A 15,532-nucleotide genomic window follows, 5' to 3' on the forward strand; every position below is an offset into this window, starting at 1 on the left:
TTGCAACACTCATTTAATGCTAATTTTTTATGGCAAATTGGTTTAGCTTTAGCAGCAAGTAGTGACGCCAAATTAACTGGGGATATATGGGAGGATGCCGATCCCGATTTTAATAACTATTTTTACCGTTACTACGTGAATCATCAGCACATTGCCGCAAAAGGCAAAGTTTTAGCCACCGGAATAAAATTGGTGCAACCTTATGTCAGTGGCAGCATTGGCGTAGGATTTAACCACTCTCATAATTTCGTCATTACACCCAAAATTTTTGAAGAAGTGCCTGCTCCTCCTTTTAATGGCTATACGAAGACCGCCTTTACTTATACAGTAGGTGCGGGCATTCAAAGAGCCATTACATCATCCTTATACGCAAGCGTAGGCTATGAGTTCGCTGACTGGGGTAAAAGTAATCTTGCCGCAGCTGATGGACAAACCATGAATAGTGGATTAAGTTTGAATCATCTGTACACAAATCAATTACAGTTTGGTTTAACATTAGTCGCTTAGTTTCTACTGGGACAAAGCGTTGCTTTGTCCCCTTAATGGGCATCGTCAACTTAGCTAATTACTCGGTACGCTGAAAAAAGCTGACTGAAGTTCAGACGCGAAGAAGCTCAATCTTTGAGCCTTCATAATCCCATTCTTTCCAATCAATATCTTTTATCCTGCAACCGAAAGGGAGAGGTAATTTGTTTCTGTATCTTCCGGCATTTGTAATTCTAATAAGTTACGGTCAAATGAAAGGTATACCTATTTCTGTCAATCGGCAATTTACCCTGTGTGAATGACGTAAAAAATGTAGTTAAATATTTTATATAGTGCGAATTTAAGTCTTGGTCCGCGCTTTCCATTTTGGAGATGGGGAAAGACAAACTCATTAAACTCTTTTTCAGTTAATTGCGTTGTAATCCTTTTGTCGCCTCGTTTGCTCACCTCATCAACACCTCAGTTTTTATTTTATTAATCAGGGAATAAAATATTGGGTCAACTGCTTGCATTTAAAGTGATTTTTACAACTTACGAAACTAGAAAAGACTTGATGGAGTAAAAAAAGAAAAAGCAGTTGAATTTAGTCCGGAAATTTCCAGGGTTAGCGTCTGTTACACTTACGCAGAAATGTGGTTAATACCCGAAAAATAAAGCAACCTATGTAACCTAGCAAGTATTTTTTTATTGATGCTTATGAAGTATAAGCTGTTATCATTCGCTATCAGAGTTTTGTAAAAAAGTTTGGATCGATATTCATTGCCGAGAGTTTATTACCATGCTTGTAGCTGGAAAAGCTCTCTGAGCTTACGCGTGATAAACATAGGCTCAGAGAAAAAACTTAGTTAGTAAATCCAACGATTAGATGTGATGAAAAGGGGACCAGTGAAACCAGTTGAGATATATTGCCCAGCATCTTCGCAATTTCCGAAAAAATTATTACCAGCGTAATTGGGGCAAACTGAAACGGTAGCGTTGCTTTGATTAGCAATATATGATGCGTGACTAAACTCTGCAGAGAAATTACCCATCGGCCCAGCAAAAGGTACACCTGTATTTCCTGAGTTTTCACAAAAGTTAAAAGACATTCCACCTTGCTCGAAAGTACAGTACAACACAGAGTTAGTATTAAAATTACTGATAGTAACACCTCCCCGAACAAAAGTAAGACCTGTAGGATTATCAAATGGAACACCAGATGAAGTCATATTAACACAGGAAGTAAAGAGCCCATTACTGATATTAATCGTGCAGGCCTGCACTTGGTTAGCGCTTGGCAGCGTAATGTATGCGGTGGCCGAAGTGGAGGAACCACTGCCGCTAATCAGAATATCCATTGGAGCACTGGTGAAAGAACCACCTGCGTCAACGCAGCTGGAAAAAGTACCATTGGCCGCAACGGTGCACACTGAAACGGTATTATTACCAGAATTAGCTATATAAGCAAAGTTAGTAACCGAAGAACCATTAAGGAAATAAAGAATGTCAATGCCAATAGGAGTGCTGAATGCAAATCCGGAATCTTGACAGTTGTTGATGTCAGGAATTGGGAAGATAGTGTTTTGGCAAATTGATACATTATTGCCATTAGTAACATATATTTGCTGCCAGTTAGTATTCATTGCAACTTTTTGAGGAGCATTAAACGACGCAGTTGTTAGATAACAACTCTGAAAAAAGCCTGAATCGTTCACAGGACATACGCTTATCTTGCTTTGGCCCACATTCGTAATAAAGAAATGACTAGCAGCATTACTCTGCACCGTGATAGTAGAGGGCTGGCTAACGATGCCTTGATAAGTGGCAGTAATATTCGTAGTACCCTCATTAAGTGTATAAGCCGATCCTTGTGCGCCTAGCGCATTAGAAATAGTAGCTACTTGGGTATTTGAAGAAGTCCAGGTAACCAAATTTGTCAGATCTGCTGATTGGGCATTTGAATAATGACCAATGGCTGTATATTGTATTTCTGTATTTATATCTACCTGAGTTGCTCCAGGAGAGATTTCAATGGAGGTTAAGCTAGGAGAAGCGATTACTTCCAATGGTGTTGAGCCAGTCACTCCATTGAGCGAGGCAGAGATGGTGGTTGTACCTGCGCCTGTTGTCGTTGCTACTCCCTCTAATCCCAATGCATTGGAAATACTAGCCACGTTAGTGTTACTCGAAGTCCAGGTGACAAATCGAGTGAGATTAAGGACTCTTCCATCAGAAAAAGTTCCTTGGGCACTATATCCAACTTCCGTACCATTGGGTGTGCTGAGGTTTTCTGGCGATACTCTAATAGAAGTTAAAGTTGCCGCAGTAATCGTCAAAGGTGTTGCCCCAGATACATCATTAAAGCGAGCAGTGATAGTCACACTCCCAATGCTGACTCCAGTTGCAATCCCTTTTGAGCCTTGAACATTAGATATGCTAGCAACGGAGGGATTAGAAGAAGTCCACTGTACATATTGAGTTAAATCAAGCATGGAGCCATTTGCAAATATACCTCTTGCAGTGAACTGTAAACTATTACCATTAGGTAAACTTGTGTTACTTGGAATAATTTGTATGGCAGTTAAGGTGATACCTGTCACGGTAAGATTGGTATTAGCTGACAAGGAACCTGTGCTGGCTGTAATTACAGCAGTACCCACAGCCTGTGCCGTAGCTAATCCTTCAGAACCAGCTGCATTGCTAATCGTGGCAACGCTCTGATTTGACGAGCTCCAGGTCACTGTGTCAGTCAGATCTTGTCTAGTGCCGTCTGAATAAAAACCGGTTGCTGTATACTGCTGTGTAGTTTTATTGAGTATGGACTTATTAATTGGTGCTATTTCAATAGAGCTCAGTGTGGCTGGTGTAACCGTTAGATTAGTACTACCTGAAATAGAGCCTAATTTCGCAGCAATAACGGAAGAGCCTACTTGCAGACCAGTGGCCAACCCTTGGGATCCAGAGGCATTGGAAATCGAAGCAACACCGCTATTTGAGGAAGTCCATGAGACCTGATTAGTTAAAAACTCATGAGAGCCATCAGAATAAATACCAATAGCTATAAATTGCTGGGTTGTTCCCGTAGCGATGGAGCGGTTTGGCGGTAAAACCTGGATGTTTGTCAACACCGCACTCGTTACTGTAAGCTGGGTTGTTCCAGACGTACCCCCAAGTGTTGCGCTGATGGTCGTTTGTCCAGCATTGGTTCCCACAGCTAATCCCTGGGAGCCTGCTGCATTAGAAATGGTAGCTGCAGTTGTTGAGGATGCCCAGGTCACAGTGGATGTTAAATCTTGAAGAGAACCATCCGAATAATTACCGGTTGCAGTAAACTGCAAACTGGTTCCGTTCGCTATACTTGGAGCGATAGGAGTTACTGTGATTGAATTAAGTAGCGCTGGCGTAATAGTAAGCGTGGTGCTTCCTGATATAGCTCCATAAGTAGCCGTAATAGCAGTAGAGCCTACTTGCATGCCCGTAGCTAAGCCCTTAGATCCGGCAGCGTTTGAAATTGTTGCATCGCCTGAGGAAGAGGTCCAGGTCACTACATTTGTTATATCATGGTTTGAATTATCAGAAAATATTCCAATCGCTGTGAATTGTTGTGTGGTTCCATTTGCAATCGAAGAGTTTTGTGGTTGAACCTCGATACTGTTCAGAACAGCATGTGTTACTGTAAGTGTCGTTGTTCCAGAGAAAGCACCCAATACGGCGGTAATGGTTGCTGCTCCTGGATTGGCTCCTATAGCTAATCCTTTAGAACCTGCTGTATTAGAAATCATGGCAGCATTGGTTGAAGATGTCCAGGCTACAATGTTGGTTAAGTCGTGAGTAGAACCATCCGAAAAATTTCCAGTGGCTGTAAACTGCAGACTCACTCCATTAGGTATACTCGGATTAGCAGGAGTAATTGTAATTGAATTAAGTGTTGCTGCCGTGACAGTTAAATTTGTATTCCCTGTTATACTGTTGAAGCTTGCACTGATTGTCGTAGAGCCTGTGTTAGTGGCAGTGGCTAATCCTTTGGAACCGAGTGTATTTGAAATAGTCGCTGCATTAGAGGATGACGCCCAAGTAACAAAAGGGGTTAAATCCTGATGTGCTCCATTTGTGAAAATACCCGTGGCAGTATATTGTTGCGTCGTGCCCCTAGGTATACTTTCATTCGTTGGTGTCACGGTAATCGACTGAAGCGTTGCATTGGTAACTGTTAGCGTAGCATTACCAGTAATAGCTCCTCGAGTAGCGCTAATAGTGGTTTGGCCAGGGCTGTTACCGGTTACTAATCCTTTGTCAGTATTTGAAACAGAAGCCACATTGGTATTCGATGATGACCAAGTGACTAGGTTTGTTATATTCCGAGTTGTACCATTGGAATATATTCCCGTTGCTGTAAATTGTTGAAAAGTACCATTCGCAATACTCGAAGCACTAGGAGTTACGCTGATAGAAGTTAATGTCGGAAGTGAAGGCTGCACCACAGTGATATTTAAACTGTTTGCCGCGCTCGGCTGACTACATAAAAAAGGATCAGGGTTGTTATTCCCAGCTCCTTTCGTTTTGCATATTTCCGGGCCACCAATAACTCGTGCTGGAAGTAAGTTCCCATCAAGATTTAAAGTTAGAAGACAGGATGCGCCTGCTGCAAGAGTAAATGGGCTAGAGCACCCTCCCTCAACAACTTGTGTCACACCCGTAATAGGCTTCATAGTAAGTGTTCGAGTTATCGTAGTATTATTGGTTACACGATATTGTACCGTATCATTACCTATCGAAGGAATTTGCTTCGTCGTAGGTGTTGTTGGAATGATATTAAATTTAGGTTGCGCTCCTGCATGAACTTGGAGCATTGAAAACATGAGACACAACCCACAAATAAGATTGAAGGTAAGTCCACCGATAGTTTTATAAAGTGACATTTTGTATCCTTACTTAATGGCTAACTAGTCCTGGAACTATAGCAATGTTAGAATTAACTCAATTTTTCTGCTAAAAGTTAGAAACAGACAAGTTTACTACAATTAACTTAGAATATACAAGTTGTTGTTAGTAATAGGCTTTAACTGCTCTTAAAAGGCTGAATTATAAGCGATGGACGGATTCCCGCGCGCGGGAATGACCGATTTTTTATCATCCCCAGACTTATTATCTGGATCAAAAGACTTCTTTTAATTATGACAAAGTGGCACGCTAGTTTCTTGTGGAACTGATATCTGTTTTGACCCACCCGTCTTTTCTGCAGAAAAGAGAGAAAAAGAATCCAATCCAGTTGTGTTTATAAAACCATTTTTTAAATAAACATAAAGCGCGCTGTTTTTTTGCTCATTAGCCACCTGTACTCGCTTACGGTATTCTTCTTCGGTATGAATATGGGGAACACTGTTTATTCTCTTTTCCGGCTCAGTGGCTCCTTGACTACAAAAGCTGTTAAAATCCTGGATCAAATACTCTTGTCGCAAACTAATATGGGGCGTAATCGCTGTTTGCACATCAAGCAATTGACCTGGAGCCACACTATTGGTGTTTAAATAATCGTGGAGCTCATGACAAAGATCACGAAGGCTCTCCTTGTTGAAATGTTCTTTAATATAAATGGTAAACTGTCCATTCATTTTAAAACGTGTAATAGAATCAATTTGCGTTTCAATAATTTTTGTTAAACCATCAAGATTTTGATCGGATACTTCCCAAAATGAAGCTATATTTAAAGGTAGCCCTAAGCAACGCAGATAACTACACTTCCAATTATAATGTGCTTGCTGATAAAGTATGTCGTTTCCTTTTGCATGATGACAAGAGCGCAATACTTTCAATTCATGAAGCAATCCCAATTGTTTCTGAAGCGTTTTTAAAACCGATTCCTGGCCTTCCCAATCCACTATCTTGAATGAGGAGATCGTGTTTTCTTCTAAATAATGGATTAAAATCTTTTTCAATTCCACTGCATGTGTATGAAAGCTATTAAAATCTAATGAAACATGCAATTTATAGGGACTTTCTTCCAAGATTTTCGGGCTTAGCTTCTTAGTATCAATTTTCTCATCTTTCACATTAATGGCTGTACGTACTCTTTCGTAATACGCTTGTTCATAAAAATAAATGAACCCTGAATGATTTTGGATAATATGCGGCATTTTAAAACTTCAAATTAAATTTATAGCCATATTAACACATTTTTAATCATTTGTATTTTTAATTGACCACATTTTTTTACCAAAGATTAAATCAAGCTGTGCCAATTCATAATGTTTTACAAAAAATAAATCTCCTATTTACGATGGCTTAGGTATGTCTTTGCTAGAAATTATCAAAATCTTGTTAGTATTCGGGCTTTATCTCCATTTTGCCCAAGACAGATTTATAAACTTTATTTTCTTCGGAAGTTCGATTCTGCCTCTGGCCACCATGAGAACCCGAGTATAATCAATAAACCAAGCGCTTTTTTACCTCTTTTAAATAATTATCCAATCTTCTTCTCTATCCTAGTCCCATTAGAAGATATTAAATTACGGCTATAATTTAAACATGCTGCATTAATTTTTAGTCTGACATGAAATTAAAAATTGATCCCACTTTGATTAATAATTCCCCTCAGGAAGCACAAGCATTAGGTGCTTACTTGATTAAGAATGATTTAGCTTTTCTAGAAAAGAAAGGAGAACATAAGGCAACATCTTCTCTCGAACTAGAAATAACTCATAATTTGATTCTTGATCAAGAAAATAACAATTCTCACTTTCAAAAAGTTATGCGCTCATGAATAACTTAATGATATATTAGTTAAGTTAGAACCGCAGCAGCCAGGTATAGCCTACGTATAATAAATTGCTACAAAGATGAAATATTCTCAAGATCATTAGTGGACAAACAAATCAATGTTACTGATTATATAATACAAACTCTTCTTAAAAAAGACATCGATATTTTGTCTTTATTTGAAAATAATAAATTTAGCATTGAAAATTCCGGTCCTGATTTTATTCAAGAAATATCTAAGATTATAAAAAGATATGGTTGTGATTTTGAGGTTCCAAGAGAGCAATTTTTATATGGATTCACAGAGGAAGAAAATAAATTTTTAAAATCATTTAAATGCGCAACAATAGACCCAAGAAACGACAGTGTTTTATTAATTTTCAAAAATTTAACTGGTGATAATTTGCGACATTATAAAAGCAATCCAGATGAATACTGTCGCCGACGATTAAGTGGACAATCTAATGAGTTGCATCGTTTTTCTCAATACTTTGAAGGAAAAAAACATGAGCAATCTGAATATTATAAAGATGAGAGTCATTTTATTAGCAAACGATGTAAACTAGGTATTTTGTGGTTATTAAGTAGAGGAAATACCTTAAATTTTGTATTAAATAATACAGACATGAGAATTGCATTCAAAAAACCTGCGATTTTTACCTATCATGAACTACGTTTTATCTATAGACATTGGCAAGACTTATTACCCTATTATCAGTCTGGAAAATTAAAGTTTTGGCAACAAGATAGTCAATCCGGGGCATGGCAGCAAGTAGCGCCCTCATGGTGTGATCCTAGTGAAAAACAAAATTTTGAAAAATTATATCAACCTAAACAATTAAAAGCCCCTCTCTATCGAAGTTTTTTCGATAGTCAGTCTAATAAAACCGAGTCTTTAAAAATAGTAAACAAAACTAACCTCTCTCTTGAGAGTGATATTTCCGATAAACTATCTATTTAATTGATGAAACTGAGAGAATGTTTCGTAAGCGCTCGGTGAACTACGAAGCATGAGCATTAACATCTCCTCTCAATGCGTTTATTTTATCGATAATAGAAACCATATGTACCCCCTCTCACGTATCATAACCAGCACATATGATCATTAAAGTTTGAAAAAGAGGAGAAGACTCATTCTGAATTTTTAATTCCATTAAAATCAATATCATAGGTTGAGGCAGGATAAAAACCTTTTTTGACTTGTATCACCCTACAGAGAACATTCAGAATCATCAGCGTGGTCTTTAGCCTAATCCAGGGATATGCTTTATTTTTTAAGATGTCATGCGCCCCGCGATAATCCTGAAGAAATTGTCTTGGATTTTTTACAAAATATTTCAAGCCATGAAGTATCATTCCTTGTCCAAGCATAAACGGTTGCATATGCTGCATGTTAGGTTCATGTTGTCGTTGTCCATTAAAAATAGTACACCAATCAATTTTATCAGTCAGTAAATGAAAGCCGCTGGTAACTCTCGGATTACACTCAAGAACATAGGCCTTATCATTTATTAAAATAAAATCAAACGCTATTTGGCCACTGAATTGAAATCGTTTGCAAAATATCTTGATAAACTGGGTAATCGGTTCAATTTCAGCAGGCTCAAAATAAATCCCTGTTGAGCGCCCTACTACATATTTAGAGTAGTAACATGATTGAATTAATACCTCTCCTTTATCAGCAATTGCATAAGTGCTGTACTCCTTACCAATAACAAATCGTTGGGCAATATAAGAATCCTTGATTGGTAAATCAGCAATCATTTTTTGCGTTGGCTTAATAACAGTTCGCGACCCAAATCGAGAAAAAATAGGTTTTAAAACCAAATTTTCATTCTTGGGAAGACCCACTTTATCCTTATCTTCATTAATTAACCAACTCTCAGGAGCATCCAATTCGAACTCCCTAGCAAGTTGATTAAAAAGATACTTATTATGTAATTGATTTAAACGATCAAAAGGTTCACAAAAAACGCGCGTGAACTTAGATAATTCTTCATATCCTTGACTGACATGAAAAATCTCTTCGCAAGTAGGAATAAGAATCTGAATTTTATATCTGATAACGATTTCTTTAAGCGCGTTTAAGAAAGAAGTTAAATCATCATTCGGTTTTGGAATAACAAAATGCTTCTTAACTCCCTTGACGCATCGTGATAGAGGATAGAGCATACTTTCCGCTCCATAAACTTCATATCCCTGACTAATAAGACTACGCATAATGTCCATTGTTGCAGGAGCCCTTCCTCCAGTAACTAAAATTCTCATGTACTTTTTTCCCAAAAATCATTAAAACTATTTTTTAAATTTTACTAACTGATCATAAAAATGTTGTGGTGTTGCGCATGCCAAAAGGTGTTCAAACTGATCACTAAATGCGGCAAGATATTTTGGAGCCACCATTTTGGTCATCATTTGATGAAGCACATATGCCATTTGTATGGAGTCCCCTCCCATTTCGTCAAAAGTAGCATGAATATCAATCTCTTCTAGAGGTAACAATAATGCGCGTGCAAATAATTGACGAATATGCGTTAACAAATCATCAGTATCACTTACTTCAATACTCGTAATAAAAATAGGTTTAGGTAACTGTTTCTGATCAATTTTACCATTAATGGTCATAGGTAATTCATTTAAAAAAATATAGTGGTTCGGCAACATATAGTAAGGCAGGGCTTTCGATAAAAGATTCCGTAACTCCGAGCTTTTATAGTGTTGGTTAGATACCATATAAGCAACTAATACATCATAAGCTTCACCTAAAGTATTATTCATCTTGGTACTAAGTACTATGACTTGTAGAATTCCATCAATTTCTGCTAATTTATTTTCGATCATTGATAGTTCGATACGATGTCCTCGAACTTTTGCTTGCTGATCTTTTCTTCCAAGATACACAAGCAGGCCATCTTCTCTATGCTTTGCTAAATCACCGCTTTGATACATTCGTTGCCCGGCGACATAAGGATCATTAATAAAACTATCAACAGTAGCCTCAGGCTTATTTAAATAACCTAACCCAACATTACTGCCTGCAATAAAAATTTCACCCTCTTGGCCAATTTTAACGGGTTTACGATGTTCATCCAGACAATATATTCGTGTATTTGCAGCCGGAATACCAATGGGCACACTGCCATCAATATCTTGATATTTATCAAATTGATGAATCATGCATCCAACCGTTGTTTCAGTAGGACCATACTCATTAAAGATTTGTGCGCCTGGCAATTTTTGCATAATTGATTGAGCCAGCTGACAAGGAAATGATTCACCACCTACCACTAATGTAATTTGTTTATCCCGATGCATAGGGAAATTGAGTACCATCCGCAAATGAGATGGAGTTAACTTCATAAAATTAATTGATTCATCCAGCATCATTTTTTTTAAACTTAATGAGGTAATCGGATCAGGAGTCAATTGAATACTCCCGCCCGTCAGTAGTGGTAAAAAGAGTGTTGTCACAGTAAGATCGAAGGCAATACTTGTAAATAATGCAGTATGGTAAGGTTGGTCATCATTTCGATATACAATAACAGCCCAAGATAAATAATTTAGCAATTGATCATGATTGATCATCACGCCTTTAGGTGTACCTGTAGAACCCGATGTATAAATAATATATGCCAATTCATTGAGCGAGTTTGCACTTACTTCCGGTATTTTTGTAACCTCAACGTGTTTTGGTATTTGGGTACTTAATCCGAGCCAATTTATTTTAAATTCAGACGATTGATCATGAATAAATAGGACTGGCTTTGCATCTTCAAGTAAACTCAAAACCCAGGTTAATGGTGATTTAATATCGATTGGTATATATGCAGCACCTAAATACCAACAAGCAAGTATGGAACAAACCATGTTCTTGTTTCTTGGTAGAAATAGAGCAACCTTATCTCCCTTTGTTACACCAAGATCATGAAAGAAACTCGCTATTTCTATAACACGATTTCGTAACTCCTCATAAGTTAAGGCAACTGAATTATCTGAAATTAAAACATGCTCCTGTTTATGTAGTTGCGTACACTCCCAAATCTTAGAGAAAATTGTTCGATCTTTTGGATAATCGACAGTAGTATTATTATAAATAGGCCATAAAGAATTACAGTAAGAATGCTTCTTGTCCCTGTCCAAAGAGTAATGAGCTCCAAGCAATTTTTTAAATTGCTTTGCTAAATGATTACAATCAGCCTCGGTTGCATGAGCATTAGAAATTGAAAAGCATATTGTTGTTGCATTTTCATGTTCGGTTACAACAAGAGCGATTGGTGAAAGAGGTACATTAATAGGTAAAAAATAACCGTCTATAACTCTATTCTGATGATGATTCAAGTTTAAATCTTCTAATTCTATAGATAACTTAGAGATTAGTCCTGTCATCATATATTTTCTTTTTTTATTTTGATATGAAATTAAGGCGTTAATTAACAACTTTAACAAAGGTAATGGCATGTAATGCAAATAAGAATCATATTTTCCGAGTATGAGTTCATTTTGCTTACTCAACTGTTGAATCATATCACTATAGATTAACTGCCAGCTTGTCCCTTCTCGCACCTCAACAAAAATTGGATTTGAAAAATTAGCAGTAATATTCTTTTCTGGTGTATGAGTTCTTAGATCAACCGGTATCATAAATCGGCCTTTTGTTCCGCCTCTTTCAACACTATAAGCAAATAATATGTCACAAAGTTTTGCCGTTATTGCGTTAATTTTTCCTGGAAGCGTCACTTTATGCCATAAATGATGGGCATGCTCTTTACCGGTATGCCCCAACGGCGCAATACAATCAAATGAAAAATTGGGGCGATATCTTTTACATTTTATTTGTTTAAGAAACTCATAATCAGTAAGAGAGTCATATGTATCAACTACATTTTGTTTATGCCAAGCATGAAAAATAGTGTTCACCCATAAGTATAATCCCATTCCATCCATTATGCCGTGGAATGCTCGAAACACTAAAAAATGGCGTGATCCTTTGATATAGGTGATTTGTGTTGCTGATTCTTCAGAATGAAATTGATGACTATGAAAAAAAGACGGTGATTGGATATCATCACCATCCCATTCAGTCTCTTCGATATGAATCAAATTAGAATCGTTTCGGTTTTCTGAATCTTTATACCAGAAAGAATTATAACTATTTAAATTTGCTCGCAGATTAACATAAGGATTAAGCGTATTTACTTGAATAATCGCTTGTTTTAATGAGGGTATATCTACCTCAGAGTCCATTTCAAGCACCAATTGCAAGAAAAAAGAATAATTATTAGCATCAGCCCCAATGTAGAGTTTTTCACTTGGAGTGAGTGCTCTCTGAAACAGCTTACTGTATTTATGTGACATAAAAATCGAGCTACTTTTAAAATGAGAATTTTATTTTGGTTCACAAATAGTGAATTTAGATTTATTATTATACATGCAATGTACCAAAACGTTCAATTTGTGTATATATAGTCAAAATTAAATACTTTTAGAAAATAGAGTAAAAGACGCCAAGATTTTTTAAATTATAGTGACGATGAACTCTTGCAGTTTATCAAAATAAATGAATTCAATCCAAATGATTATTGGATCGAACACTTAATGGAGCATTCAAAGCTTGGCCTGAAAAACATTAAAATATGCTTGATAACCACCTATTAAAAGAATACCCATTGACCATAAAGTTATAAATATATACAATTATGCGATTTATGGTGTAATTGCATGTTATTCCCCTCCTACCTGAACGCGCTGAATCAATACATAGACTTCACACAATTAAAGTTATGTGCTCGATTAGCTGAAAATGCTTTTCGTTTCGAAGTCGTAAATCAAAATCTACTCAATGAATTAAGAGGAAGTTTGTTACGTACTTTGGATGAGATTTCGCAGGTTCAAACCACTCCACAAAGCATTTATGGCATGTTGTCACATTATGCGTTGAGATTCTTTAACTTTCATGAGATCAAAGGAATTTTAAAGTATCGTTCGAGCCAAGAACTTCAAGACATAAAAAATACATTAATTGGTGCATTACAAGGACTAGCGGAAGATTTTCCTATACTTGATGTAGACCCTATTGATTTAAGTCCAATTGATAATAACGAAGTGTGTTTTACAAGTCTAATGGGGAGAAAGTACCGGTTAGTAAATATAGTGGATTGATAAAAGTACGTGGCGCGTTTATTTACCCCGATACCAATTCTGCTATGTTAGTTCAAGATATTGAGCAATTGAAGCGATTATGTATTCAACAAAACCTTTCAATGGAGCCAAAACCAAGTCGTATAGTTGAACTAGAGCAAGAATTATTAAACGCTGGTTTTACAATTAATCATATAGAGGAATTAAAAGTTCCTAATTTACGGAAAAATCACATCCTTGTTTTGAAAATGTTAGTAACGGAATATCAATTAAGCCACTCTCAAGCCATTGCAGAACTTAAGGGTTTGAATTATGAGCACGCGGACGCCTTAAGCGCTTTGTATTCACGTGGTTTACGCGGTGAGCATTTAAGAAGCTTGTCTATAGATGAAGAAGAGTTTAGCCCTCATCATACAGCGGTTTTGATGATGTTGATGGATGATTGGCATTATGACGTTGAAGCCGCTATTCATTGTATTTCTGGATGTGATTTTGAAGAAATACAAGAATTCTATTCCATGCCAGCTCCAACGTTATAAACTCATTTTAAAGGGCAATCAAGGATGTGCCCATTAAACTGCATAACCCCAAGTGGACGACTATGGGTGATCTGTCCCCCAGTATATTGATAACTCCCGTTAAGTCTTTAGTGCATAGAGTATGCTCACTCAAAAATATCGGTATCATATCCTTTTGTTTGTTTCCATTTGAAAGAAACCTATCGAGATGAGTTCGACGCATTTAAAAGATCATATTGGTCAACACTAATTCACTCATGCAACCTCTATTTTTGTATGTGCTTTTGTCTCTAATTTTTAAGCAAAACTCTCTGTTTGTTTACCAGTAACTGATTAGAAATCATTCCGGCGAGCAGCCCCCAAAACGCAGCACTGACTCCAAAGGCATTAATTCCTGAGGCAGTAATCATTAATGTAACCAGAGCAGGCTCACGTTGCTCATCAGAACTAAATGCAGATTGCAAGTTAGTTCCAATAGTAACAAACAATGCCAATCCGGCAATGGCTAAAATTAATGCCTGGGGAAAAGAAGAAAACAAACTAACAACCGTTGACGCAAACAAGCCCATTAATAAGTAGAAAATACCTGCACAATAAACAGCTCTATAACGTTTTTGTGGATCAATATCGGCTTCTTCACCTGAACATATTGCCGCAGTGATAGCTGCCAAATTACAAGAAAATCCACCAAATGGAGCGATGAGCAGGTTAGTTAACCCAGTACAACTAATTACCTTTGATATTGATGGTTTATATCCTGCTGCTTGCATTACAGCAATGCCTGGAATATTTTGTGAAGTCATGGTCACGACACACAAAGGAATACCAACGCCTATTAATGCTGGCCCGGTAAATTCTGGGGTTATCCATACTGGTTTTGTCAATGCAAATTGCCAGAATTGGTCAATAAGCAATCCATGAAACCAGGCGACCAATATACCTATGATTAATACGATCATCATCATATAACGAGGATAAAAACGTTTTCCAATAAAATAACCGGCAATCATGGCAGAAACTAATAGAGGTTCTGATTGCAGTGCGACAAACAAATTAACTCCAAAATGAAGGAGCACCCCAGCCAACATGGCTGCTGCAAGTTCTTTAGGGATGTAAACCATAGCTCTTTCAAACCATCCGGTTATTCCTACAATAAAAACTAACAACCCAGAAAAAAGAAAAGCACCTATAGCCTGAGGTAAGGTGAATCCAGCCAGACTACTTACCAATAATGCAGCCCCAGGTGTAGACCATGCGGTTAGAATTGGTATACGGTAATACCATGATAAACCAATTGAACTAAGGGATGTACCAACACCTAATGCTAAAATCCACGAGCTAACCTCAGCATTATTTGCTCCAGCAGCTGCTGCTGCCTGGAAAACAATAGCTGCAGAGCTAGTAAAACCAACGACAACCGCCAATAATCCAGCAACCCAATTTGCCATAGAAAAATATCTCAAGATCTTTCACCTCAAAAATTAATCGTACAGATTAACTATTTTTAACAGGATTAACGCCAAACAAATTGTAGATATTGTACAATTTTTTTTACTTTTAAGTCGAATTCAATAAAATATAATTCTGTCTCCTGATATTGGTAAAACCCTCCTTCTTGGTAGCTTGTTTCTCAACTCAGCAGCAGGTAGTAGCCT

Annotated in this window: 10 protein-coding genes; 5 read left to right on the forward strand and 5 right to left on the reverse strand. The window is 37.2% G+C overall.

Annotated features, from left to right (window positions below; all coding sequences use genetic code 11):
- On the forward strand, window positions 1–507 hold a 507-nt coding region (locus Lsan_RS20735), incomplete at its 5' end, for an outer membrane protein (RefSeq protein WP_193392759.1).
- 824 nt (window positions 508–1,331) lie between these two features.
- Here the strand turns inward: Lsan_RS20735 and Lsan_RS20740 are convergent.
- Together Lsan_RS20740 and Lsan_RS20745 are read right to left on the reverse strand one after the other, a co-directional pair.
- Complete coding sequence (locus Lsan_RS20740; RefSeq protein ID WP_058515991.1) at window positions 1,332–5,384, reverse strand: beta strand repeat-containing protein; 4,053 nt, start codon at window positions 5,382–5,384, stop codon at window positions 1,332–1,334.
- Window positions 5,385–5,633: 249 nt separating this feature from the next.
- On the reverse strand, window positions 5,634–6,599 hold the full coding sequence (locus Lsan_RS20745) for a hypothetical protein (RefSeq protein WP_058515992.1): 966 nt from the start codon (window positions 6,597–6,599) through the stop codon (window positions 5,634–5,636).
- 416 nt (window positions 6,600–7,015) lie between these two features.
- Here Lsan_RS20745 and Lsan_RS20750 point away from each other — a divergent pair, with 416 nt between their 5' ends.
- Window positions 7,016–7,225 (forward strand): hypothetical protein, encoded by a 210-nt coding sequence (locus tag Lsan_RS20750; protein ID WP_058515993.1) that lies wholly within the window; start codon window positions 7,016–7,018, stop codon window positions 7,223–7,225.
- Between the two features lie 99 nt (window positions 7,226–7,324).
- On the forward strand, window positions 7,325–8,182 hold the full coding sequence (locus Lsan_RS20755; RefSeq protein ID WP_058515994.1) for a hypothetical protein: 858 nt from the start codon (window positions 7,325–7,327) through the stop codon (window positions 8,180–8,182).
- Between the two features lie 170 nt (window positions 8,183–8,352).
- Here the strand turns inward: Lsan_RS20755 and Lsan_RS20760 are convergent, their stop codons facing one another.
- On the reverse strand, window positions 8,353–9,489 hold the full coding sequence (locus Lsan_RS20760; protein WP_058515995.1) for an ATP-grasp domain-containing protein: 1,137 nt from the start codon (window positions 9,487–9,489) through the stop codon (window positions 8,353–8,355).
- A gap of 27 nt (window positions 9,490–9,516) precedes the next feature.
- Window positions 9,517–12,576, reverse strand: coding sequence for a non-ribosomal peptide synthetase (locus tag Lsan_RS20765; protein ID WP_058515996.1), 3,060 nt, complete (start codon window positions 12,574–12,576; stop codon window positions 9,517–9,519).
- A gap of 363 nt (window positions 12,577–12,939) precedes the next feature.
- On the opposite strand from Lsan_RS20765, the gene Lsan_RS20770 reads away from it, so the two are divergent.
- Both Lsan_RS20770 and Lsan_RS20775 read left to right on the forward strand, forming a co-directional pair.
- Window positions 12,940–13,380: a hypothetical protein gene (locus Lsan_RS20770; RefSeq protein ID WP_058515997.1), complete on the forward strand. Its 441-nt coding sequence runs from the start codon at window positions 12,940–12,942 to the stop codon at window positions 13,378–13,380.
- A complete protein-coding gene (locus tag Lsan_RS20775; protein ID WP_058515998.1) occupies window positions 13,377–13,898 on the forward strand; it encodes a hypothetical protein in 522 nt (173 codons plus the stop codon). The genes Lsan_RS20770 and Lsan_RS20775 overlap by 4 nt, the downstream gene beginning before the upstream one ends.
- A gap of 269 nt (window positions 13,899–14,167) precedes the next feature.
- Here Lsan_RS20775 and Lsan_RS20780 read toward each other — a convergent pair whose 3' ends face one another.
- Window positions 14,168–15,340, reverse strand: a complete 1,173-nt coding sequence (locus Lsan_RS20780) for a benzoate/H(+) symporter BenE family transporter (RefSeq protein ID WP_237762229.1) — start codon at window positions 15,338–15,340, stop codon at window positions 14,168–14,170.
- Between the last annotated feature and the right edge of the window lie 192 nt (window positions 15,341–15,532).

The sequence above is a fragment of the Legionella santicrucis genome (genome assembly GCF_001468135.1).
Classification (GTDB): domain Bacteria; phylum Pseudomonadota; class Gammaproteobacteria; order Legionellales; family Legionellaceae; genus Legionella; species Legionella santicrucis.